This is a genomic window from Micromonospora sp. WMMD1082 (assembly GCF_029626175.1).
In the GTDB taxonomy this organism is placed as follows: domain Bacteria; phylum Actinomycetota; class Actinomycetes; order Mycobacteriales; family Micromonosporaceae; genus Micromonospora.
The window spans coordinates 500123-521369 of record NZ_JARUBM010000002.1 but is presented as its reverse complement, the minus strand read 5'-3'; the positions used below and the strand labels follow the sequence as shown (position 1 = coordinate 521369).

Annotated in this window: 17 protein-coding genes; 13 read left to right on the top strand and 4 right to left on the bottom strand. The window is 70.9% G+C overall.

Going from position 1 to position 21247, the window contains the following annotated elements; all coding sequences use genetic code 11:
• Positions 1-31 precede the first annotated feature (31 nt).
• Both O7615_RS02585 and O7615_RS02580 read left to right on the top strand, forming a co-directional pair.
• Complete coding sequence (locus tag O7615_RS02585) at positions 32-1348, top strand: serine hydrolase domain-containing protein (RefSeq protein ID WP_278175561.1); 1317 nt, start codon at positions 32-34, stop codon at positions 1346-1348.
• 72 nt (positions 1349-1420) lie between these two features.
• Positions 1421-2608, top strand: a complete 1188-nt coding sequence (locus O7615_RS02580; protein WP_278175560.1) for a nucleotide disphospho-sugar-binding domain-containing protein — start codon at positions 1421-1423, stop codon at positions 2606-2608.
• Between the two features lie 96 nt (positions 2609-2704).
• Here O7615_RS02580 and O7615_RS02575 read toward each other — a convergent pair whose 3' ends face one another.
• The 3 genes from O7615_RS02575 to O7615_RS02565 form a co-directional block, all read right to left on the bottom strand.
• On the bottom strand, positions 2705-3388 hold the full coding sequence (locus tag O7615_RS02575) for a class I SAM-dependent methyltransferase (protein WP_278175559.1): 684 nt from the start codon (positions 3386-3388) through the stop codon (positions 2705-2707).
• Positions 3389-3478: 90 nt separating this feature from the next.
• On the bottom strand, positions 3479-4276 hold the full coding sequence (locus O7615_RS02570) for an ABC transporter permease (protein ID WP_278175557.1): 798 nt from the start codon (positions 4274-4276) through the stop codon (positions 3479-3481).
• A complete protein-coding gene (locus O7615_RS02565; RefSeq protein WP_278175556.1) occupies positions 4273-5271 on the bottom strand; it encodes an ABC transporter ATP-binding protein in 999 nt (332 codons plus the stop codon). The genes O7615_RS02570 and O7615_RS02565 overlap by 4 nt, the downstream gene beginning before the upstream one ends.
• Positions 5272-5564: 293 nt before the next feature.
• On the opposite strand from O7615_RS02565, the gene asnB reads away from it, so the two are divergent.
• The 9 genes from asnB (at position 5565) to O7615_RS02520 (ending at position 16380) form a co-directional block, all read left to right on the top strand.
• The gene (asnB, locus tag O7615_RS02560) at positions 5565-7406 is read left to right on the top strand and encodes an asparagine synthase (glutamine-hydrolyzing) (protein ID WP_278175555.1); all 1842 of its coding nucleotides are present in this window, start codon (positions 5565-5567) and stop codon (positions 7404-7406) included.
• A gap of 63 nt (positions 7407-7469) precedes the next feature.
• Positions 7470-7913, top strand: coding sequence for a YciI family protein (locus O7615_RS02555; RefSeq protein WP_278181954.1), 444 nt, complete (start codon positions 7470-7472; stop codon positions 7911-7913).
• 10 nt (positions 7914-7923) lie between these two features.
• Positions 7924-9198 (top strand): RNA polymerase sigma factor, encoded by a 1275-nt coding sequence (locus O7615_RS02550; RefSeq protein ID WP_278175554.1) that lies wholly within the window; start codon positions 7924-7926, stop codon positions 9196-9198.
• Between the two features lie 554 nt (positions 9199-9752).
• Positions 9753-10610, top strand: a complete 858-nt coding sequence (locus O7615_RS02545; RefSeq protein WP_278175553.1) for an ABC transporter substrate-binding protein — start codon at positions 9753-9755, stop codon at positions 10608-10610.
• Complete coding sequence (locus tag O7615_RS02540) at positions 10607-11725, top strand: iron ABC transporter permease (protein ID WP_278175552.1); 1119 nt, start codon at positions 10607-10609, stop codon at positions 11723-11725. The genes O7615_RS02545 and O7615_RS02540 overlap by 4 nt, the downstream gene beginning before the upstream one ends.
• On the top strand, positions 11722-12630 hold the full coding sequence (locus tag O7615_RS02535; RefSeq protein ID WP_278175551.1) for a heme ABC transporter ATP-binding protein: 909 nt from the start codon (positions 11722-11724) through the stop codon (positions 12628-12630). The genes O7615_RS02540 and O7615_RS02535 overlap by 4 nt, the downstream gene beginning before the upstream one ends.
• 13 nt (positions 12631-12643) lie before the next feature.
• Positions 12644-13633, top strand: coding sequence for an LPXTG cell wall anchor domain-containing protein (locus tag O7615_RS02530; protein ID WP_278175550.1), 990 nt, complete (start codon positions 12644-12646; stop codon positions 13631-13633).
• Positions 13634-13647: 14 nt separating this feature from the next.
• Entirely contained in the window at positions 13648-14991 is a 1344-nt protein-coding gene (locus tag O7615_RS02525) for a hypothetical protein (RefSeq protein WP_278175549.1), read from the top strand.
• Between the two features lie 144 nt (positions 14992-15135).
• Positions 15136-16380 (top strand): DUF916 domain-containing protein, encoded by a 1245-nt coding sequence (locus tag O7615_RS02520; protein WP_278175548.1) that lies wholly within the window; start codon positions 15136-15138, stop codon positions 16378-16380.
• Positions 16381-16430: 50 nt separating this feature from the next.
• Here the strand turns inward: O7615_RS02520 and O7615_RS02515 are convergent, their stop codons facing one another.
• Positions 16431-17258, bottom strand: coding sequence for a DUF72 domain-containing protein (locus O7615_RS02515; RefSeq protein ID WP_278181953.1), 828 nt, complete (start codon positions 17256-17258; stop codon positions 16431-16433).
• A gap of 873 nt (positions 17259-18131) precedes the next feature.
• On the opposite strand from O7615_RS02515, the gene O7615_RS02510 reads away from it, so the two are divergent.
• Both O7615_RS02510 and O7615_RS02505 read left to right on the top strand, forming a co-directional pair.
• Complete coding sequence (locus tag O7615_RS02510; protein WP_278175547.1) at positions 18132-19526, top strand: ATP-grasp domain-containing protein; 1395 nt, start codon at positions 18132-18134, stop codon at positions 19524-19526.
• On the top strand, positions 19523-21220 hold the full coding sequence (locus O7615_RS02505) for a carbamoyltransferase N-terminal domain-containing protein (RefSeq protein WP_278175546.1): 1698 nt from the start codon (positions 19523-19525) through the stop codon (positions 21218-21220). Before O7615_RS02510 ends, O7615_RS02505 begins: the two co-directional genes overlap by 4 nt.
• The last annotated feature ends 27 nt before the right edge of the window (positions 21221-21247 follow it).

Below are 21247 nucleotides of genomic sequence, written 5' to 3'. Positions count from 1 at the left end.
ACCTGCCAATCCCTCTAGTTAGGAGATAGTCATGCATCGACGAACGGTGCTCACCGGCCTGTCCAGCCTGGCGTTGGCCGGCACCGGCGCCCTCGGCCTCTCGTCGGCGCCGGCCGCCGGCGTCGGACTGACCCGCCCCCGGACGGACAGCCGCACCAGGGAACTGACGACCCTGCTGGCGACCGAGGTCGCCAGCGGCATGCCGGGCACGTACGCGGAGGTCCGGGAGGCGGGCAAGACGCTCCGGGTGGCCGCCGGTGTCGCCGACGTCACCACCGGGCGGCCCGCCCATCAGGGTGGCTACCACCGGATCGGCGGTGCGACCAAGACCTTCGTCGCGGTGGCCGTGCTCCAGCTCGTGGCCCAGCGCCGGATCGACCTCGACAAGCCGATCGGTTGGTATCTCCCGGACGTGATACCGGGCGAGCGAGGACGGCAGATCACCGTCCGGATGTTGCTGAACCACACCAGCGGTCTGGCCGAGTTCACCCGGCTCTCCCTGGCCGAGGAGGGTGAGACCGTTCCGCGCGGTGTGCTCTTCGGCAGCCTCGCGAGCATCGCGGACACGGCCGGACGCTGGTACCCACCCCGCGAGCTGGCCCGCATCGGTCTGGCCCTGCCGTCGGTGGCGGCCCCCGGAACGATCTGGTCGTATTCCAACACGGGCTACGTGCTGCTGGGTCTGCTGCTCGAACGGGTCACCTGGTCCAGCTACGAGGACGTGCTGACCCGGCAGGTGCTGGGCCCACTGGGGTTGCGGCAGAGTTTCCTGCCCCGGCGGCAACGGCGGCTTCCGGGGCCGCATCTGACGGCGTACGTGCCGTGGTCCGACGACCGACTGCGCCCCTTCACCACCTACGACATGTCGTGGGCGTGGGCGAACTGTGACCTGGTCTCCACCGCGAGTGACCTGAACCGGTTCTACCGGGCGCTGCTCAGCGGCCAGATCCTGGCCCCGACCCTGCTGGCGGAGATGATGACGACGGTTCCGATGTCGCCGTTGTTCCCCGACTCCGCCGGCTACGGTCTCGGTCTGCACTGGATTCGCGGGCAGTGCGGGCCCGCCTGGGGGCACGACGGTTTCGTGATCGGGCACAACACGTTCGTGCGGCTCACCCCGGACGGCACGACGGCGCAGTTCACCCTCACCGAGAATCTCAACTTCTATCCCGGAATGTCGACGATGATGCCCGCGAACCCCATCGATCTGGCCCGAGCGCAGTTCATGACCTCGGCGATGTCGGGCTGCGCGACCGGGACCACCGGGTTGGCCAGCCGGGCCGACGCGCCGACCGAGCTCATCGCGCACCCGGGCTGGCTGCACCGGATCAGCGCCCTGGCCAACTGAGCCCGCCGCTGGCCGTGACCGGCCGCCAAGGACCCGGAAGGGGGACCAGGCATGCGCGTACTTTTCCTACCGATGACGATACATTCGCACGTGTTCAGTATGGTGCCGCTCGCGTGGGCGTGCCGGGCCGCCGGTCACGAGGTCCGGTTCGCCGCCCAGCCACGGGTGGTCGACACCATCGTGCGGGCGGGGCTGGCGGCGGTGCCGGTGGGTGGGGCCACCGACTTCCAGGATGACCTGGCCGAACACCTGCGTAGCCTGCCGCCGAGCTGGCCGGAGACCCCCAACATCGTCGATCCTTTGATCACGACCGCGCGCAACTGCGCGGCGGACGCCATCGCCTTCGGCCGGTCGTGGCGACCGGACCTGGTGGTCACCGACCCGCTGGCGTACGGAGGCCCGCTGGTCGCCGAGGCACTCGGGGTGCCGTTCGTCCGGCTGCTGTTCGGCCCGGACTGGCCCAGGTTCGGCTTCGGTTTCGGCGGGTACGTGGCCGGACAGCGGCAGACGAACTGGCCGGCGTCGCTGACCGAACTGTACGAGTCCTACGGTGTCCCGACCGGCGTCGACCTCGCCATCGGCACCCTGGATCTGGCACCGCCGAGCCTGCAGGTCCCCGGCCTGGTGAACCGGGTGTCGATGCGACCCGTCCCGTACTGCGGCTCGGCGCCGGAGCCGGCCTGGCTGGCCACGCCGCCGACGAAGCCACGTGTCTGTCTCACCTGGGGCACGAACACCACTCTCGTGATGGGGGACCGTAGCTTCCTGGTGCCCGAGATCCTCGCCGGTGTGCAGGACCTGGACATCGAGCTGGTTCTTGCCATGTCGGGGCCCAACCTGATGTTCTCCGGACTGGATCGGCGCCGGCTGGGCAGCCCGCCGCCGAATGCCCGACTCGTCGAGCACCTCCCGCTGGATCTGGTGCTGCCCTCCTGCGCCGCGCTGGTCAGCCAGGGCGGGGCCGGGGCGTTGCTGGCCGCGGCCGGCTACGGCGTACCGCAGGTGACCGTCCCGGTCATGGCGGATCAGCCGACCAACGCCCGGCTGCTGGCGGCCACCGGCGCCGGGATCAGCGTACGGGCCGACCCGCTCGACCCGGCCGAGGTACGGGCGGCGGTGGCCGCCGTCGCGTTCGACGCGGGGCCGCGCGCCGCGGCGGAGCGGCTCCGAGAGGAGATCCAGGCGATGCCCCTGCCGGCACAGGTGGTCTCGCAACTCGAAGAGATGGCCGCCACCGGGCGCCACGCGTCGGTGTCGTAGCACCGAGGGCCAACGCAGCCGAACCACAATCGGGGCCGGGACGAGAGCTTGCCTCGTCCCGGCCCCGGTGCCGCGATGACCGGTCCGGCGCCCGACTCAGATCGAGAACGACGGCCGCGACCGACCGATTCCGACTCGACCATCGGTGAAACGACGGTCGAAGGTGATCCCGAGTTCGTCCTCCCAGCGGTCCATGATGTCCAACTCGCCGCGCCGGTCGATGTCGTCGAGAATCACCGCGTAGTCGCCGGCGAGCATCGGGTCCAGCACGGGAATCGCCGGATACCGGGCGTGGTACCGGCCCTTCTGGTAGGCCGGCGGACCATCGACGATGAGCAGGTCGATGGGCTCCGTGCCGATGCCGGCCAGCAGCGGGCCCCGCTCGTACCAGCCGGGCTCTTCGTCCGGCCAGGCCGGGTGGTCGGGGCCCAGCGGCGCCCGCACGACGGTGACCACCTTGTCCAGGCCCTCGCGCGCCAGATCCCGCTCCAACTGGTCGGCCCAGCGCTCGTCGTGCTCGACGGTGCAGAGACTGCCACCCCGCTGGGCGAGAAGCCGGCCGACGTAGAAGGTCGAGACACCGCTGCCGAGCTCGACGACGCGCCGGCGCTGATGTACGACGATCTCGTTCAGAATGATCCGCACCCCACTGGGGCGCATCGAGCTCACCGTCCACGGCAGATAGCTCGACGACAGCGGCGCCAACGCCTGCAGCGCCAGCAGGTCCTTGATGTCGCGCACGGAGGGCAGGCGCTCCTCGTGCCCCTGGTGATGGAACATGGCCGTGTTCACGTTCGCATTTCCCGACATGCCGATCCCCACTCTCTGTCGTGTCCCTGAGTCCCCGGCTGCGCTCGCACGTGTGATCCATCAGTCGATCGCGCGACGCAGAAAGCCCTTGATCCCGATCGTGCTGAACAGCGTTCCCGCAGCGAGGAGGGCGGCGATGCAGATCCAGGGGGCGATGTGCGGGATGTCCGGCACCACCGCGGACCGTGCCCCCTCGGCGAGGTACGTCAACGGGTTGATCCCCGTCACCAACTGGAACCACGGCATGGCCGACAACGACTGCCACGGGTACTGGATCGCGCCGGTGAACATCAGCGGGGTCAGCACCAGCGCGAACACGATGTTGATCTGGCTCGGCATCATGACCGTGCCCATCGTCAGGCCGATCGCACTGCCCACCCAACCGCCGACCACCAGGAACACCACGAGCATGGGGATCCCGGCGGTCCGCCACGGTGCCGAGGTGAGCATCAGCATGCCGATCGGCACCGTGATGATCGTCGTACCTATGCCCTTGATCGTCCCGACCAGCATCTTCTCCACCGCCACCAGATAGGTGGGCAGTGGCGCGAGGAGGCGGTCCTCGATCTCCTTGGTCGCACCGAGGTCGAGGGAGAGCGGGAACGCGACGGACTGTAGGGCGGTGAGGAAGGTGGTGATCGCCAGGATGCCCGGCAACAGCACGCGGCCGTAGTCGGCCGACACATACCCGATCCGCCCCAGCACCTCGCCGAAGATGAAGAGCATGAGCAGCGGCTGGATGGCGTTCTGGGCAAAGAAGACGCCCAACCCACGACCGGTGACGTAGAGGTCGCGCCCGAGGATGCTGACGAACGTCCGGCTGACCGAGGGCCGCACGGTGCGGCCGGTCGTGGTCACCGCAGCCCTCTTCCGGTGAGTTCGATGAAGACGTCCTCCAGGCTGGCCTGCCCGACGTGCACCTCGGACAGCCGCACGTGGCGCCGGTCGAGCACGGCGACCAGCGGTGCCAGCGCCGCGGCCGGCTCGGTGTCCAGATGCAGCCGAAGCCGCCGCGTCCCGTTGGCCGAGACCGTCGCGGAGGGCGCCGGTTCGGATGCCACCCACTCGCCGCGGGCGACTCCGGCGACCGTGGTCAACGCGGCCAGGACCGCCGGGGCGTCGCCCGTGCCGTTCAGGACGACCGACAGGTCCAGCACCGCTCGCTCGGCCAGGCTGCGGGTCAGCCCGGCCGGGGTGTCCAGCGCGAGTAGCCGGCCCCGATCCATGATGCCCACTCGGTCGGCGAGGTCAGCGGCCTCCTCCATGGCATGGGTGGTCAGCACGACGGTGACCCCGTGCTGGCGCAACTCGCGTACGCGATCCCACAGGAAGAGCCGGGACTGTGGATCCAGTCCGGTGGTGGGCTCGTCCAGGAACAGCACCCGTGGCTGATGCATCAGCGCCCGGGCGATCATGAGTCGCCGTACCATGCCACCGGACAGGGTCTCGATCCGCGCGTTGGCCCGCTCCGCCAACCCGAAGGCGTCGAGCAACTCGGCGGCCCGAGCCTTGCGTACCCGGGACGGCACGCCGTGGTAGGCCGCGTGAAAGAGCAGGTTTCGCCGCGGGGTGAGGCTGCGATCCACATTGGTGTGCTGTGGCACCGTCGCGAGGACCCGCCGGGCGCCGACCGGGTCACGGCATGCATCCACCCCGCCGACCACCACGTGTCCACTGGTCGCCCTGGCCCGGGTCGTCAACACGCCGATCGTGGTGGACTTGCCAGCACCGTTCGGGCCGAGCAGCCCGAAGATCTCCCCGGCGTCCGCGGTGAACGATATTCCGTCGACCGCGTTGACGCGGGCCTTCGGGTACCGCTTGACGAGATCCCTGACCTCCAACGCTACGGTCACGACCCTCCTCCCCGCCCGCGCCACGGTGGCCGCGAGGCGCTGCCTCCGCTGTCGTCGCCGCGTTCGCCGCAGACCCGCCGCCAGCATGCCGGCTCACCGCTCGCGAGGCACCTTTCCGCGTGCGGAATCCGACGCCGACGACGACGCACCGAGTACATCTGATCGCACACAGCAAGATGACCCTGCTCGCGCCCGCAGCGAGGATGTGCAGGACCAACGTCGTCGGCGGCACCCGTCGGCGTCGCCGCCGCCACCGCAGAACCGGCGGGTGGCCGAAGAAGGGGCAATCGGCCATGTGCGGCATCACTGGCTGGCTGGATTTCGGCCGGGATCTGACCTGTGCGGCCAAGGCGGTACAGGCCATGACCGACACCATGGCGTGCCGCGGCCCGGATGCCGAGGGCGTGTGGCTCGACCGGCACGTGGCGCTCGGCCATCGCCGCCTTGCCGTGATCGACATCGAGGGCGGCCGGCAGCCGATGGCGGCCGAAGCCGGCGGCCGGTCCACGGTGCTGACCTACAGCGGCGAGATCTACAACTATCAGGAGCTTCGCGCCGAACTGCGCGGCCTCGGTCACCGGTTTCGCACCCGGAGCGACACCGAGGTCGTCCTCCGGGCCTACCTCGCATGGGGCGACGGCCTCGTCGACCACCTGAACGGCATGTACGCGTTCGCGATCTGGGACGGACACCGGCAGGAGCTGCTGCTGGTCCGCGACCGGCTGGGCATCAAGCCGCTGTACTACTACCCGCTGCCCGACGGCGTACTGTTCGGCTCGGAGCCCAAGGCGATCCTGGCCAACCCCCTCGTCGAGCCCGTCGTCGACCTCGACGGCCTGCGGGAGAGCATGGCCCAGGTCAAGACGCCGGAAGTCACGATCTTCCGCGGCATGTACGAGGTCCGGCCGGGCCACCTGGTGCGCGTTCATCGTGGCGGCATGAGCCGGCGCCGGTACTGGGCCCTTGAGGCTCGGGAGCACACCGACGACCTTGCGAAGACCATCAGCACGGTGCGGGACCTGCTCGGTGACATCGTCACCCGGCAACTCGTCGCCGACGTGCCGATCTGCGCCCAGTTGTCCGGCGGCCTGGACTCCAGTGCGCTCACCGCCCTGGCCGCACGGTCGCTGCGGGAGCAGGGGCTGGGCAGCATCCGCTCCTTCACGGTCGACTACCCCGGATACACCGAGAACCTCCGGCCCAACGTGACCGTATCCACCCCGGACCAGCCCTACGCCCGGCAGTTGGCCCGGCACGTCGGCACCGAGCACCACGAGATCGTGCTGGACACCCCAGCCCTGGCGGACCCGGCGATCCGCGCGGCCACGATCAGGGCGACCGACACCCCGAGCGGCTCCGGCGACTTCAACGGCTCGCTCTACCTGCTGTTTCGGGCCATCAAGGAGCACTCGACGGTGGCGTTGTCGGGCGAGTCGGCCGACGAGGTGTTCGGCGGATATCCGTGGATGTTCAGCCCTCCGGCACTGGCCGCCGACACGTTCGCCTGGCTGGCATTCCTCCGCCCTGGCGATCCACTCTGCGCACTGCTCGATCCCGGCCTGACGGCGCGGCTGGACCTCGACGGCTACCGGGCGCAACGGTTCCGGGACGCCGTCGCCGAGGCGCCCCGCCTGACCGGCGAGGATGAGGACGAGGCCCGACTGCGGGTCGGCAACTACCTCAATCTGACCCGCTTCCTCCAGGGGATGCTCGACCGCAAGGACCGGATGAGCATGGCGGCCGGACTGGAGGTGCGGGTGCCGTTCTGCGACCACCGGCTGGTCGAGTACCTGTTCAACGTGCCGTGGGCGATGAAGACCTACGACGGCCAGGAGAAGAGCCTGCTCCGCGCCGCGGTACGGGACCTGCTGCCGGTCGAGATCGCCGAACGCCGCAAGGCGACGTACCCCACCACCCAGGACCCGGCGTACGAGGCGGCGCTGCGGGCCCAACTCGAACAGATGCTGGCCGATCCGGACGCCCCGGTGCGTCCGCTGCTCGACCTGACCAAGGCCCGCCGGTTGCTGGCCGAGCCACTGCCGGAGGTGTCCGTCTGGATCAACCGCGCCGGGATCGAGATGGCGCTCCAGCTCAACGTCTGGCTGGGCCGGTACGGCGTGCGCCTGGTGGAGTGATCCGCGCTCGCGGCCGGGTTCGTGGCGCCCTGCCCCGCGCGGTGCCAAGATTTCACCGTGGGGATGTCGATCTGCCCGGCGGCCGTTCGTATAAGGGGTGACAAGAGCCGCCGGTATCGCGCCGGCGACACCGACCAGGAGGTGCCAGACATGCCGCAGTACCTGCTCAGCATCTACCATGGCGAGGGCCCCCCACCGGATCCGGAGGTGCTGGCTCCGATCAGGAAGAACCTGGCGGTGCTGAACCAGGAGATGAAGGACGCTGGTGCCTGGGTCTTCGCCCGTCCACTGCACCCGCCGAGCACCGCCACCGTGCTGCGAAGCGACGGCGGCGAGGTGTTGATGACCGATGGACCGTACACCGAGGGCAAGGAACATCTCGGCGGCATCACCATCATCGAGGCCCCCGACCTCGACGCGGCGTTGGAGTGGGGCAGCAAGCTCGCCCGCGTCCTCGGTGGGCTACCGATCGAGGTACGGCCACTGGCCGAGGCGGCGGAAGGCTGAGACTCGGGCCGTGCCTGATCGTGCGCGCCGTCCGGCGGACGTCACCGAGGTCGAGCGGGTGTTCCGCGCCGAATACGGTCGGGCGGTCGCCGTCCTGATCCGCGTCTTCGGCGACATCGACGTCGCCGAAGACGCGGTGCAGGAGGCATTCGTCACGGCGATCCGGCGCTGGCCGGTCGACGGCGCACCGCCGAGCCCGGCCGGCTGGATCATCACCACCGCCCGGAACCGGGCCATCGACCGGCTCCGTCGGGAGGCGTCCCGGGCGGAACGCCACTCCCGCGCCGCCCGATCGCACACCCGCGACCCGGCAGCGCCGTACCCCGGCAGCGAACCAGCGGAGGAGGGCCCCGTGCGGGACGAGCGACTGCGTCTGATCTTCACCTGCTGCCACCCGGCGCTCGCTCCCGCCGCTCGGGTCGCTCTGACGCTGCGCCTGCTCGGCGGGCTCAGCACCGCACAGATCGCCGCCGCCTTCCTGGTCCCCGAACCGACCATGGCGCAGCGCCTCGTACGCGCCAAGGGCAAGATCCGCGACGCCCGGATCCCGTACCGGGTGCCGAACGAGGCCGACCTGCCGGACCGGCTGCAGGCGGTCCTCGCCGTGCTGTACCTGATCTTCAACGAGGGGTACACCGCGAGCGCGGGCGACCAGCTCGGCCGGGCGGACCTCGCCGCCGAGGCGGTACGGCTCGGCCGGGTGCTCGCCGACCTGATGCCCGACGAGCCGGAGGCGCTGGGCCTGCTCGCCCTGATGCTGCTGGTCGAGTCCCGTCGGCCCAGCCGCACCGGCCCGCACGGCGAGCTGGTGCGACTCTCCGAACAGGACCGTAGTCGGTGGGACCGGCAGCTCATCGCCGAAGGGCAGGAACTCGTCCGGCGCTGCCTGCGGCGCGACCGTCCGGGGCCGTACCAGATCCAGGCCGCGATCAACGCGGTGCACAGCGACGCGGAGACCGCCGCCGGCACCGACTGGCGCCAGATCCTGCGACTCTACGACCATCTGCTGGCGCTCGCGCCGACCTCGGTCGTCGCGCTGAATCGGGCGGTCGCGGTCGGCGAGGTCGCCGGGCCGGCTCGGGCACTCGCCCTCGTCGACGACCTCGATCTCCACGGCTACCACCTCTTCCACGCGATCCGGGCCGACCTGCTGCGTCGGCTCGACCGCACCGCGGAGGCCGGGCAGGCGTACGCGAGAGCTGAGGCACTGGCCCAGAACACGGTGGAGCGGGACTTTCTGCGCCGCGGTCGTGAGGCGATGGGGTACGACCACCTCCCGAGGTAGGGGGGCGCGATGCGGGTCAGCCACCGGGACGGATCGAGTGATGAGCCGATGACGTCCGACGATTGACCTGTGTCGTCGACCGCGTTGCCCATTCGCCGGCACCACGTCGCGCGCGTCAGCGGTTGCTTGGAGATCATCCGTCCGGTCACGTCCCGTCGGCCGCTCGGTCAGCGCGGATGCCGGCGGGTGTGAGCTACCAACCAGCGTCTTGACGCATCCGAGGGACTCGGGAATCCTCTGGGTCAGGTAAGCCTTACCTAACTTTCCACTCGCGGTTGGCCGCTCGCGGTCCCGACGGTGTGGTCCAACCTTAGCTATCGGCGGTGATGGGTCGAGTGGGGGAAACGTCAAGGCCGGCAAGGACGGCACGGCTGGCGGCGCGAGCGTGCGGCGGACTGCTGTCACTGGCACTGGTCACGGCGTGTTCGGCCGCCCCGGCCACCTCGGGCCGGTCGACGGCGGGCGACGGGAGGCCGGGATGTGGCGGCCCGGCGACGGCCCGGTCGGAGCCCAGCGTCGAGCCGATCGCGACCGATCCGCAGCCGCAGCTCCCGGTGACCTACACGGACCTCACCGGGAAGCCGGTGACGATCACCGACACCAGCCGAATCCTGGCGCTCGACACGTACGGCACCCTGGCCACCACCGTCTACGCCCTTGGGCTGGGCGACCGGCTCGTGGGGCGCGACGTGTCGACCGGCATTCCCGAGTTGAAGCACCTGCCGTTGGTCACCCACAACGGTCACGAACTCAACGGCGAGGCCATCCTGGACCTGCGGCCGTCGGTGGTGCTGACCGACTACAGCATCGGCCCGTTGGAGGTGCAGCTTCAGCTGCGGGACTCCGGCATACCCGTGGTCATCATGAGCGACCGGCGCTCCCGCGACCAGATCGGTCCGCAGATCGAGGCGGTCGCCGAGGCGCTCGGGGTGCCGCAGCAGGGTGAGCGGCTCGCCGCGCGGGTGCACGACGACACCGAGGCGGCCAGGGCCCGGGTCGCCGAGCTCGTGCCGGCGGACCCGGCGCACCGGCTGCGCATGGTGTTCCTCTACGTCCGGGGCAACGCCGGGGTCTACTACTGGTTCGGCGAGGGCTCGGGCGCGGACGGCCTGATCCAGGACCTCGGTGGGGTCGACGTGGCCAGCGAGGCCGGCCTGAAGGGGATGCGGCCGCTCAATGCCGAGGGGCTGGTCCGGGCCGCGCCCGACATCTACCTGATGATGACGCATGGGCTGACGTCGGTCGGTGGCATCGACGGGCTGCTGACGCTGCCGGGCATCGCGGACACTCCCGCCGGCGCGCGCTCGTGCGTGGTCGACATGAGCGACTACCAGATCCTCAGCTTCGGGCCGCAGTTTCCCGCCACCCTCGACGCACTCGCCGACGCCGTCTACCATGTGGCGGCCCCGTGAGCACGGTGGCGGCTGCCCGGTCGATCGAGCGGCGGCCGGGACGGGTCGCCCCGGCGGATGAGTTCGTGCTCGCCCCGGCCCGCACCGCGCGGGCGACGGCGGTGATAGCGGCGTTGCTGGTCGCGCTCGGCGTGATGTTGTTGGTCTCCGCGGGAGCGGGCCAGTTGCACGTCCCCGCCAACGAGGTACTGGGCTCGGTGCTGCACCGGATCGGGATCCCGCTCGGCGACCTGCCGACGCACCCCAACGGCGAGGCGGCACTGTGGAACATCCGCTTTCCACGCCTGGTGATGGGGCTGCTGGTCGGGGCGGCGCTGGGGGTGGCCGGCGCGGTGATGCAGGGCATCTTCGGCAACCCGCTGGCCGAACCAGGGGTGATCGGCGTCTCCGCCGGTGCCGGTGTCGGTGCCTGCGCGGTGATCGTGTTCGGTTGGACGTTCCTCGGGCCGATGACCATTCCCGCCGTCGCCTTCGTCACCGCCCTGGTCACCACGATCATCGTCTACGGGCTGGCTCGGCGGGGTGGCCGCACCGAGGTCGTCACCCTCGTGTTGATGGGCATCGCCGTCAACGCGGTGGCCAGCGCACTGATCGCGTACCTCGTGTTCCTGGGCGACACCGCCGCCCGCGAGCAGATCGTGTTCTGGCAGCTCGGCAGCCTCAACGGCAGTCGCTGGGTCCAGGTGCAGGTGGTGGCCCCGCTGGTGCTCGTCGGGTTGCTCGCGGCGTGGACGCTCGCCGGCCGCCTGGACCTGCTCGCGCTGGGCGAGCGGGCCGCCCGGCACCTCGGCGTCCACGTCGAACGCCTCCGGCTGACCGCGATCCTGCTCACCACGCTGATCGTGGCCGCGGGTGTGGCGTTCGCCGGGATCATCGCCTTCGTCGGGCTCGTCGTACCGCACCTGATCCGGATGGCGATCGGCCCGTCCCACCGCTCGCTGCTGCCGGGCAGCGCGGTGGGCGGCGCCCTGGTGCTCACCGTGGCCGATCTGGTGGCCCGCACCGCGGTCGACTACGCCGACCTGCCGATCGGGATGCTCACCGCGCTGGTCGGCGGCCCGTTCTTCTTCTGGCTCCTGATGCGCGCCCGCTCCCGCGCCGGAGGTTGGGCATGACCATCATCGACGCGTTGTGGCGGCGCCCGGCACGGGTGCCCGCGTCGCCGCCCGAGGGCACCGTCCTGATCGAGGCCCGGGGTGTGTCGCTGTCGCTGGGCGGCGCGCCGGTGCTGCGCGAGGTCGACCTCGCCCTCCGGGCCGGGGAGGTGCTGGCGGTCGTGGGCCCCAACGGCGCCGGCAAGTCTACCCTGCTCGGCGTGTTGGCCGGGGACCACCAGCCGGAGAGCGGCACGGTCGCCGTGGGCGGGGCTCCGCTGCACTCGTGGTCCGCCACCGAGCTGGCCTTCCGGCGTGGCGTACTGCTGCAACGCGTGGAGGTGTCGTTTCCGTTCACGGTCACCCAGGTGGTCCGGATGGGCCGGGCGCCCTGGGCGGGGACTCCGGCCGAGGACTGGGACGAGGAGGTCATCGCCACCGCGCTCGCCGAGACCGACGTCGCCGGCCTCGCCGACCGGGTCTACACCTCGCTCTCCGGCGGGGAACGCGCCCGGGCGGCACTCGCCCGGGTGCTGGCCCAGGAGCCCGTCGCGCTGTTGCTCGACGAGCCGACCGCCTCGCTCGACATCGGGCACCAGGAACGCATCCTCGGGATGGCCCGCCAGCGCGCCGCCCGTGGTGACGCCGTCCTGCTGGTGCTGCACGACCTCGGACTGGCCGCGGCGTACGCCGACCGGGTGGCGGTGCTCTCCGCCGGGCGGGTGGTCGCCGTCGGTCCACCCACCGACGTGCTCACCGCGGAGCGGCTCACCGAGGTCTACCAGTACCCGATCGAGGTGCTGCGCCATCCCCGCACCGGTGCCGTGCTCGTCATCCCGCAGCGCGACGGTCCGGGCGATGGTCCGGGCACCGCGAACCTGCCCGATCTGGCTGCGACGGACACCGCCGTCGCGTCGACCACCTGAGATGGGAGCAGCCATGACGTACGTCGCTGCCCGCGCCGTGTCCGTCCTCGCGGTCACTCTGGCGCTGACGGTAACTCCGGTTGCCGGCGCCCACGCCGCGCAGGGGCGCGCCGCCGCGCCTTCGCTGACCGTGTCGCCCGGCACGCTCTCGGCCGACCGGGTCACCACCGTCACCATCACCGGCCGGAACTACCTCGTGCCACCGCACGCGCCGGGCGTCGACGTGTTCGGCGGTGTGTACGTCTTCTTCGGCTGGGTCGCCGACCCCGCCCGGTTCGGGCCCAGCATCCGTAACTCCACGAACAACAACGGCACCGTCGGCGTCACGTACGCCTATCCGGGCAACGCGGGCGACGGCGCGACCCGCGACGACGGCAGCGGCGTCATGCGGCTGGTCTCGTTCACCGCCGGTGGTGCCTCCGGTGAGGCGACCGACTTCCACATGGACGACAACGGCAACTGGACCACCACCATGCGGATCTTCGGTTCCACCTTCACGACCACCACCCCCGACGGCAAGACACACACCTATGACTGCCGGAAGGTCCGGTGCGGTGTGTTCACCATCGGCGCGCACGGCGTCTCCAGTGCCACCAACGAGAAGTTCGCTCCGGTCACGTTCCGGGCCGGCGCGGCGCCTGCCGCCCCGTCGCCGACCGGGCGCAATGCCCCACCACCGACGAGTAGCGCTCCCGCACCGACCGCCGGCGGCGGTTCCCGGTCAGCGGCGGCCCCGTCGGACGGTACGGCTGCCGTGGACGGTCAGGCAGGCCCGGAGGATTCCGGCGATATCGCCGCGGCCCCGGATGGCGACGACGAGTCGGACCGCCTGGCCGTGACCACCCGGTCGGTCCGCAGCACCGGCGGGGTGAGCGGATCGGCCCTCGCCATCGCCGCGGGACTCGTCGTGGTCTTCCTGGTCGGCGGCGGGCTCTGGCGCCGGCGCCGCCGGCGCTCGCCCCGCCCCAGCGACCCCAATTCCCCCGTATCACCAGCACAATGAGGAGGTACCCGTCCATGACAACCCTCGAACACCCGGTGCGGCCACCGGGCGTCGGCCGGCGACTCGCGGCGCTCGCCGTGGCCGGCACGGTCGTCGTCGGCACCGTCACCGTAGGCGCCGCGCCCGCGTCGGCGGCTCCGCAGGCGATCGACGGCGCCACCCTGACCTGGGGGCTGAGCACCGAGATGCAGTCCGCGCCACCCTTCGGCGGTTGCAACTACCTGTCCGCCGGTGCGTCCGACGGTACCCAGGCCAGCTACCAGACCAGTGCCGGCGACGTGACCGTCCTGAAGGACGGCGCGGCACCGACCTGGGCGAACAAGTGCACCGGCGCGCCCAGCAAGGCGGTCAACCAGGAGGTGGTCTGGAGCGGCGGTACCGGCACGGTGGATCCGGCCAGCGGCGAGGTGGAGCTGAACTTCACCGGCCGGCTGTCGGTCAACTTCTACGGCGGGCTGGTGCCGTTCACCATCGAGAACCCGGTGGTCACGGTCGGCGCCGACGGCCGCGGCCGGGTGGTGGCCACGCTGTTCGGCTACGGCTCCTCCATCGAGAATCCGAACGTCAAGGTCCCGCTGGACCCGGTGGACGGGGTGGTGGTCGCCGATCTGTCCGATGTGGACGCGGGCAGCGACACCGGCTTCACCGTCACGCCGGACTACGCGGGGGTCGAGTACGAGCCGCCGGCCGGCTCCGGTGGCACGCCGCAGAACCGCACCGGTGCGGGCTGGGGTTCCTGGCCGAGCAGCTGGGTCGACTTCCACTACGAGACCGGGCTGACCTCGTACTGGTACAGCAGCGGCGGCGCCGCTGACCCGTACAAGGCGCCGAGCGCGCTGACCATCAGCTACCAGGGTGGGAGCGGCGGGGGCGACCCGGTGCCGAGCGAGGGCCAGCAGTCCATCAGCGTCACCGTGCCGGAGACCGCCGAGCCGGGCGAGTTCCTGTGGAGCATCGACGGCGACCAGGCGGTGAACCTGGGCGAGACCACCGACCAGGGCACCCACCTCCAGGCCACCGGCGCCATCGACCCGATCTCGGTCACCGACACCCGCGCGGGCGGCCCCGAGTGGTCGATCTCCGGACAGGTGTCCGACTTCACCGGTGGCCTCTCCGGCGGCTACCTCGGCTGGAACCCGCGCGTCCTGACGGCGGGTGCCGGTGCGGTGGCCGGTGACGCCGTTACCTCCAGCATCACCGGCGGAGCCGGGCTGTCCGAGTCGTCGGCCCTGGCCACGGCACCCAACGGGCACGCCAGCGGTACGGCCAGCATCGGTGCCGATCTCGACCTGCGTCTGCCGGTCGACACCGCGCCCGGCAGCTACACCACCATCCTCACCATCACCGCGCTCTCGTAGCGCATGGACGCAGCCGGGATCCGATGGCCCGGATCCCGGCTGCCCGCCCCTCACCAACTGCTCACCAGTCATGACAGGACAGATCCGAGTATGTCACCCTTCACCCCGCCGACCGGTCGGCCCGTCGCCGGTCCGGTCCTCCGGATGCGCGCGTCCGCCGCCGCGCCCGCGGCACCCCGATGGCGCAGCCGGCGGTGGACGGTGAACGGCCTCGGCCGGCGTACGGGGCGAACGCTGCTCGCCCTGGCGCTCGCCGTGGCCGGCCCGCTCGCGTCTGCCGGACCGGTGGCCGCCGCGCCGATCCAGGTCAGGGCCGACGAGCCGACCCTGACCTGGTCGGTGCGGCCCACCCCGACCGACGACGATCCGCAGCGACCGAACTTCTCCTACGACCTGGTTCCCGGCCAGCGGATCGAGGACAGCATCCGGGTACGCAACTTCGGCGCGGAGCCGCTGACGCTGGCGGTGTACGCGAGCGACGCGCGGACCACCTCCAGCGGCGCACTCGACCTGCTGCCCGCCGGTGCGGAACCCACCGACGTGGGCAAGTGGATCGTGCTCGACACCAACGTCATCAAGGTGCCACCGAAGAAGTTCGTCGACGTCCCGTTCACCATGGTCGTGCCGGCCGGCGTGGAGAACGGCGATCACACCGGCGGCATCGTCACCTCGTACCGCTCGCCGGGCTTCGACCGGGAGGGCCGGGCCGTCGTCCTGGACAGCCGCCTCGGGAGCCGGATGTACGTCCGGGTCGGCGGCGAGCTGCGACCGGAGCTGCAGATCTCGGACATCAGGATCAGCTACGCGGGTACGAACAACCCGCTGCGGCCCGGTAAGGCCCGAGTCACCTACACCGTGACCAACACCGGCAACGTCCGCCTCGCTGCCGAACAGCTCGTCATCGTGCCCGGACGGCTCGGTTTCCCGGGACGCGAGGCCGTCCTGGATCCGATGCCGGAACTGCTGCCGTCGAATTCGCTGACCTTCTCGGTCGAGATCACGGACGTATGGCCCTCGTTCCGTACGGCCGGCAGCGTCGAGCTGCGCCCGGTTCCGACCCGGGACGGGGACGTGTTCGCCCCGGATACCCCGGTGGCGACCGGCTCGGCCGCCACGTGGTCCATCCCGTGGTTCCAGCTGGTGGTGCTGCTGATGCTGGCCCTCACCGTGCTGTTGGTGGTGCGGCGCGTCCGGCGGCGGCAGCGGCAGCTGGCCGAGGCGGACCAGCAGGCCACCCAGATCGCCACCATCGTCAGGGAGACGGTGCAGGCGGTACTCGCCGCCAGCGAGACGCGACCCGCCGCCGGAGTCGGTGCCGGCACGGTGGAGGACGGCGGTGCCGCTGACGGACCCGACGGTACGGGGGATCGGAGAGGTGACCCCACCTGATCGGTGCCCGTAGCGCGAGCCCGCACGGGCGGTGGAAGGTCGTGCGCCGGTCAGAAGAGGGTGGTGGGCTCGACCGGGATCGGCTCGGGCAGCGGTGCCAGTCCGGGCACCCGGGCGCGTACCTCGTCGTGGAAGCGGCGGGCGAGCGTCGGCGCGTCGGCGTTGTCCGGGGTGTGGACGAACACGGTCGGCGAGCGGCCCTCGTGCAGCCACCCGGCAACGATGTCGACCCAGCGCTGCCAGCCCTCGACGGTGCGCGCCGGGTCGTCGCGGCCGAGGTACCGGACGATCGGCCGGTCGGTCAGCGCGACCGTACGCAACGGCATCCTGGGCTTCTTGGCCCAGGCGTCCCGCTCGGCGTCGCTGGTGGGCGGGCCGGTGAAGAACGCGGTGGTGTCGAACGGGATCCACTCGACGTCCGCCTCGGCGAGCGCCGCCGCCAGGAGCCGGGCCTCGCGGGCGTCGGTGAAGAAGGCGGGATGGCGTACCTCGACGGCGGGCCGGTGGGCCTCGGGCAGGCGGCGCAGGAAGCGGGCGAGCGTCGGTACGTCGTCCGGGGCGAACGAGCCGGGCAGCTGGATCCAGAGGGCATGGGCCCGGGGGCCGAGCGGCTCGATCGCGTCGAGGAAGGCGCGCATCGGCGCCTCGACGTCGGTGAGGCGGCGTTCGTGGGTGACGACCTTGGGCAGTTTGACCACGAGGCGGAATTCGGGATCGGTCTGCTGCGCCCAGGAGGCGACGGTCTCCCGGGCCGGGATGGCGTAGAAGGTGGTGTTGCCCTCGACCGCGTTGCACCAGCCGGCGTAGTGCCGTAGCCGCTCGTGCGCCGGCAGGGGATGGGCCAGCAGCCGCCCCTGCCACGACCTGTGCGTCCACATGGCACACCCGACGTGCAGCCGCACCGCGACTCCTCCCGTGACCCGGTCGCCGACCGCGCGCCCGCCGCCGGGCCGCCGCGACGGCCCGCCCCCGCACCGGCCCGACGTACCGTATCCGGACGCCGGCGACCGGCGGCGACCCGGTCCGGCGGCGCAGACGATTCCGCTTGACAGGCGGTGACCTCCTTATCCCGATCCGCTCGGATCGGCGGGCTACTCGGAATCCCCTAAAAGGGGCAGAAGCCAATCTTGTAGAGGTCCCGGACCAAGTCCGGCTCGGCCCACCAATGGTGGTTGCCGTATTGGGAATCCCGACGAATTCCGGTCCACAAGATCCTTAAACCGTATGCCAAGGCATGTCGCATTGTGTGCGTATTGTGTCCATTGCTCGGCATCTAGTGGCGTGATACCTTGTTCGCGCTGGGTCACCGTCGCCTCTGCTAAACCTTTCAACCTGCCCTAACGGTCCGAAGGACCGTGATGCGGCACCCGGTGTAGGGGCACCTGCGATTGGGTTGAGAGGTTTTCGTGGGGTGGCATGCCAGACGGGGGAAGGGATAGCGGCTTTTGGGGAGAGCGTCGTCACGGCCATTGCTCGGTCGATCAACGCAGCGGCGAATCGCGCTGACCTGCGCCGATGTAGCCGGTATGCCCGGTGCGGGCGGCTATTCGGTGAACTGGACGTAGCGCGAGTGGTTTCGTAGCGCGCCGGGCCAACAGCATTCTGGCCGAGGTTAATAAGAATTATTCTACCGCGCCGGGATGCCGGCAAGTTTCATTCGTGTTAATTGTGCTGGCGCCGTGGATCGGTCACGTCGTGCCGTCGCTGACGCGCGCCCTGGCCCAGGTGGCCGCCAAGAGTGAGGAGAAGATATGGCCAAGTCCCTCCTGCTTGTCTACTGCCGCGGTGGCGCACCCTTGGAGTTCGCGATTCCGCGACTCGCCCAGCGGGCCCAGGTGCACGTTCTGGCGTTGCAGCAGATGCCGCAGCGGACCGCGCCGCTGTGGCAGGGTCACTGCGCCCAGATCATACCCGCGTGGGACGAGCGCCGGTCGGGCCGGGAACTCGTCACCCTCATTGTCGAGGCTGCCCGGACGGTCGGCGCCGACGCGGTCTTCACGCTCTCCGAGTTCGCCGTGATGGCGGTCGCCGAGGCCGCCGAGGAGCTGGGTCTGCGCGGCGTCGGCCCGAACGCGGCGAATTCGCGCGACAAGCGGCTGATGCGGGCGGTCTGGGAGAAGGCCGGCGTGCCCAGCCCACGGTTCCGGCGGGTCTCGTCCGAGGCCGATCTGCGGACCGCGTTCGAGGAGCTGAACCCGCCACTGCTGCTCAAGTCGGCCTGGGGCGCCGGCTCGGTGGGACAGCAGGTGGTCAGCACGCCGGACGACCTGGCCCCGGCCTGGGCGGAGACCTCGGCGGCGGTGGCACATGCCCTGTCGACGGGTTTCATGGAACTGCAACAGGTGGGTGCCGAACGCGACTTCCTTGCCGAGGAAATCATCCCCGGCTCCACCCGTACCTGGTGGCCCGAGGGCAGCGGGTACGGCGACTACCTGAGCGTCGAGGGAATCGTCGCCGACGGCGTGTACCACCCGCTCTGCATCACCTCACGCATCCCGACCATCCCGCCCTTCACCGAGCTGAGCAACCTGGCCCCGTGCGAGCTGCCGGAGCGGCTCCAGCGCCGGATCGAGGAGGTGTCCCGGGCGGCGGTGGACGCCCTGGAACTGGGCACCTGCGGCACGCACACCGAGCTCAAGCTGATGGACGACGGCGAGGTGTCCGTGATCGAGTCGGCGGCGCGGCTCGGCGGCGTGATGGTGGCCGCCGAGCTTGAGCATGTCTTCGGGTACGAGCCGATCGGAATGCTCGTCGACGCCCTGCTCGGTCACGACGTGACGTTCCCGCCGCGGATGCTCACCGACCGCGACGCGCGGGCCGCCGCCGGATCCCTGTCGCTGATCGCCACCGACGCGGCGGGCCGGCCGTGGTCGCGGGACCTCGCCTGGGACGAGTCGAAGGTCGACTGGTCGACCATCCTGAGCCCGGGCAGCCGCATCGAGGCGGTCCCCGGCCTGAGCATCCCGCCCGGGACACCGCTGCCCCGGTACGACGTGACCAGCGGCGCGCTCGGCTACGGCGGCATCTTCTTCCTGCGTACGAGGGACGCCCAGACGCTGGTCCGGGATTCGTACGCGGTGCTCGACAACCTGGAGGCGGCCTTGGCCAAGGGTTGGGAGAACGACCGGCACCAGGGTGCATCATGATTGTCTGTGGCCTGAAGCTCACGCACGATGGCGCGGTCGCACTGGTCGACGACGGCCGGCTCGTCTTCAGCGTCGAGATGGAGAAGATCGACAACGCGCCGCGGTACAGCCAGGTACCCGACCTGTCGATCGTCGTGTCGCTGCTGCACGAGTTCGGTTACCAGGTGTCGGATGTCGACCGTTGGGTCGTCGACGGCTGGGACGGCAGCAAGGTCGGTCACGTCAGCCTGGCGGACCATGGCGTGCCGGTCGAACTCGACCTCGCCCCCTACCGGGAGACCGAGGAGGCGCCGGACGTCTTCCAACCGGCGCTGACCGGCACGTTCCCGCTGGCCGGTGAGAGCAAGCCGTTCACCAGCCACGTCCACATCGCCGGTCACATCTCCAGCGCGTACTGCACGAGCCCGTTCGCCGAGCGCGGCGAGCCGTCGCTCGTGTTGATCTGGGACGGCGGCCTCTTCCCCCGCCTGTACTGGCTCGATCCCGCCGAGGGGGTGGCGAACGGCGGGGCGCTGTTCCCGCTCATCGGGCACACGTACGCCACCGCCGCGCACCACTTCGGACCCTTCCGGCGCACCGACGAGGCGGCCACCGTCGACGACCTCTCGGTCGCCGGCAAGCTGATGGCGTACATCGCGCTCGGCACGGCCCGCGACGACGTCGTCCGGGTGCTGCGGGCCGTCTTCGCGGAGCGGTTCGAGTCCGACGCCGAGGCCGCGGTCGTCTTCCGGGCCGAGGTGGGCGGGTTCGGCAGTACGTCCGAGCCGTCGATGGCGCACGTCAACGCCTACTTCCGGGCGGTCGCGGAGCAACTGCCCCCCGGGGTGCCGGACGAGGACGTCCTCGCCAGCGTCCACGTGTTCCTGGAGGACCTGCTGATCGAGCGGCTGGTGGCGAAGGTGCTCGACTGGAAGGGCGCCGGACCGTGGAACCTCTGCTTCGCCGGTGGCTGTGCCCTGAACATCAAGTGGAACAGCGCGCTGCGCCGCCAGTCGATCTTCACGGACGTCTGGGTGCCGCCCTTCCCCAACGACTCCGGCTCGGCCATCGGCTCGGCGGCCCTCGGCGTGATCACTGCGGACCGGGTCCGGGCGCTGGCCTGGCACCCGCGCCTCGGGCCGGAGCTGCGCCCGACGCCCACCGTGCCGCCGGACTGGACCACCGCCGACTGCAGCCCGGAGGAGTTGGCCCGGCTGCTGCACGAGAGCGGTGCGGCGGTGGTGGTGCTCAACGGCCGCGCCGAACTGGGCCCCCGCGCGCTGGGCAATCGCAGCATCCTCGCCGCGCCGGTCCGGCCGGAGATGAAGGAGCTGCTCAACCGGGTCAAGAAGCGAGAGTCGTACCGCCCGGTGGCGCCGATCTGCCTCGCGGAGCAGGCGCCCGAGGTCTTCTCGCCGGGCAGCCCGGATCCGCACATGCTGTTCGACCACGTCGTCCGGCCGCCGTGGCGGGACCGCATCCCGGCGGTGCTGCACCTGGACGGTACGGCCCGGCTACAGACCGTCGGGCCGGACGACGATCCGGTGCTCCGGCGCGTCCTGCTGGCCTACTACGCGCTCAGCGGCGTGCCGGTGCTCTGCAACACCAGCGCCAACCTCAACGGAAGCGGCTTCTTTCCCGACGTCACCTCGGCGATCAGATGGGGCCAACTGCCCACCATCTGGAGCGAGGGCGTCCTCTACCGCCGCCGGTAGCCGCGCCGTCCCGTCGATTCGCGCCGT

Coding starts and splice junctions, on each gene's coding strand:
- O7615_RS02535 (WP_278175551.1), top strand. CDS start 11,722: ATGACCATCATCGACGCGTTGTGGCGGCGCCCGGCACGGGTGCCCGCG.
- O7615_RS02580 (WP_278175560.1), top strand. CDS start 1,421: ATGACGATACATTCGCACGTGTTCAGTATGGTGCCGCTCGCGTGGGCG.
- O7615_RS02505 (WP_278175546.1), top strand. CDS start 19,523: ATGATTGTCTGTGGCCTGAAGCTCACGCACGATGGCGCGGTCGCACTG.
- O7615_RS02575 (WP_278175559.1), bottom strand. CDS start 3,388: ATGTTCCATCACCAGGGGCACGAGGAGCGCCTGCCCTCCGTGCGCGAC.
- O7615_RS02510 (WP_278175547.1), top strand. CDS start 18,132: ATGGCCAAGTCCCTCCTGCTTGTCTACTGCCGCGGTGGCGCACCCTTG.
- O7615_RS02530 (WP_278175550.1), top strand. CDS start 12,644: ATGACGTACGTCGCTGCCCGCGCCGTGTCCGTCCTCGCGGTCACTCTG.
- O7615_RS02585 (WP_278175561.1), top strand. CDS start 32: ATGCATCGACGAACGGTGCTCACCGGCCTGTCCAGCCTGGCGTTGGCC.
- O7615_RS02555 (WP_278181954.1), top strand. CDS start 7,470: ATGTCGATCTGCCCGGCGGCCGTTCGTATAAGGGGTGACAAGAGCCGC.
- O7615_RS02515 (WP_278181953.1), bottom strand. CDS start 17,258: ATGTGGACGCACAGGTCGTGGCAGGGGCGGCTGCTGGCCCATCCCCTG.
- O7615_RS02520 (WP_278175548.1), top strand. CDS start 15,136: ATGCGCGCGTCCGCCGCCGCGCCCGCGGCACCCCGATGGCGCAGCCGG.
- O7615_RS02525 (WP_278175549.1), top strand. CDS start 13,648: ATGACAACCCTCGAACACCCGGTGCGGCCACCGGGCGTCGGCCGGCGA.
- asnB (WP_278175555.1), top strand. CDS start 5,565: ATGTGCGGCATCACTGGCTGGCTGGATTTCGGCCGGGATCTGACCTGT.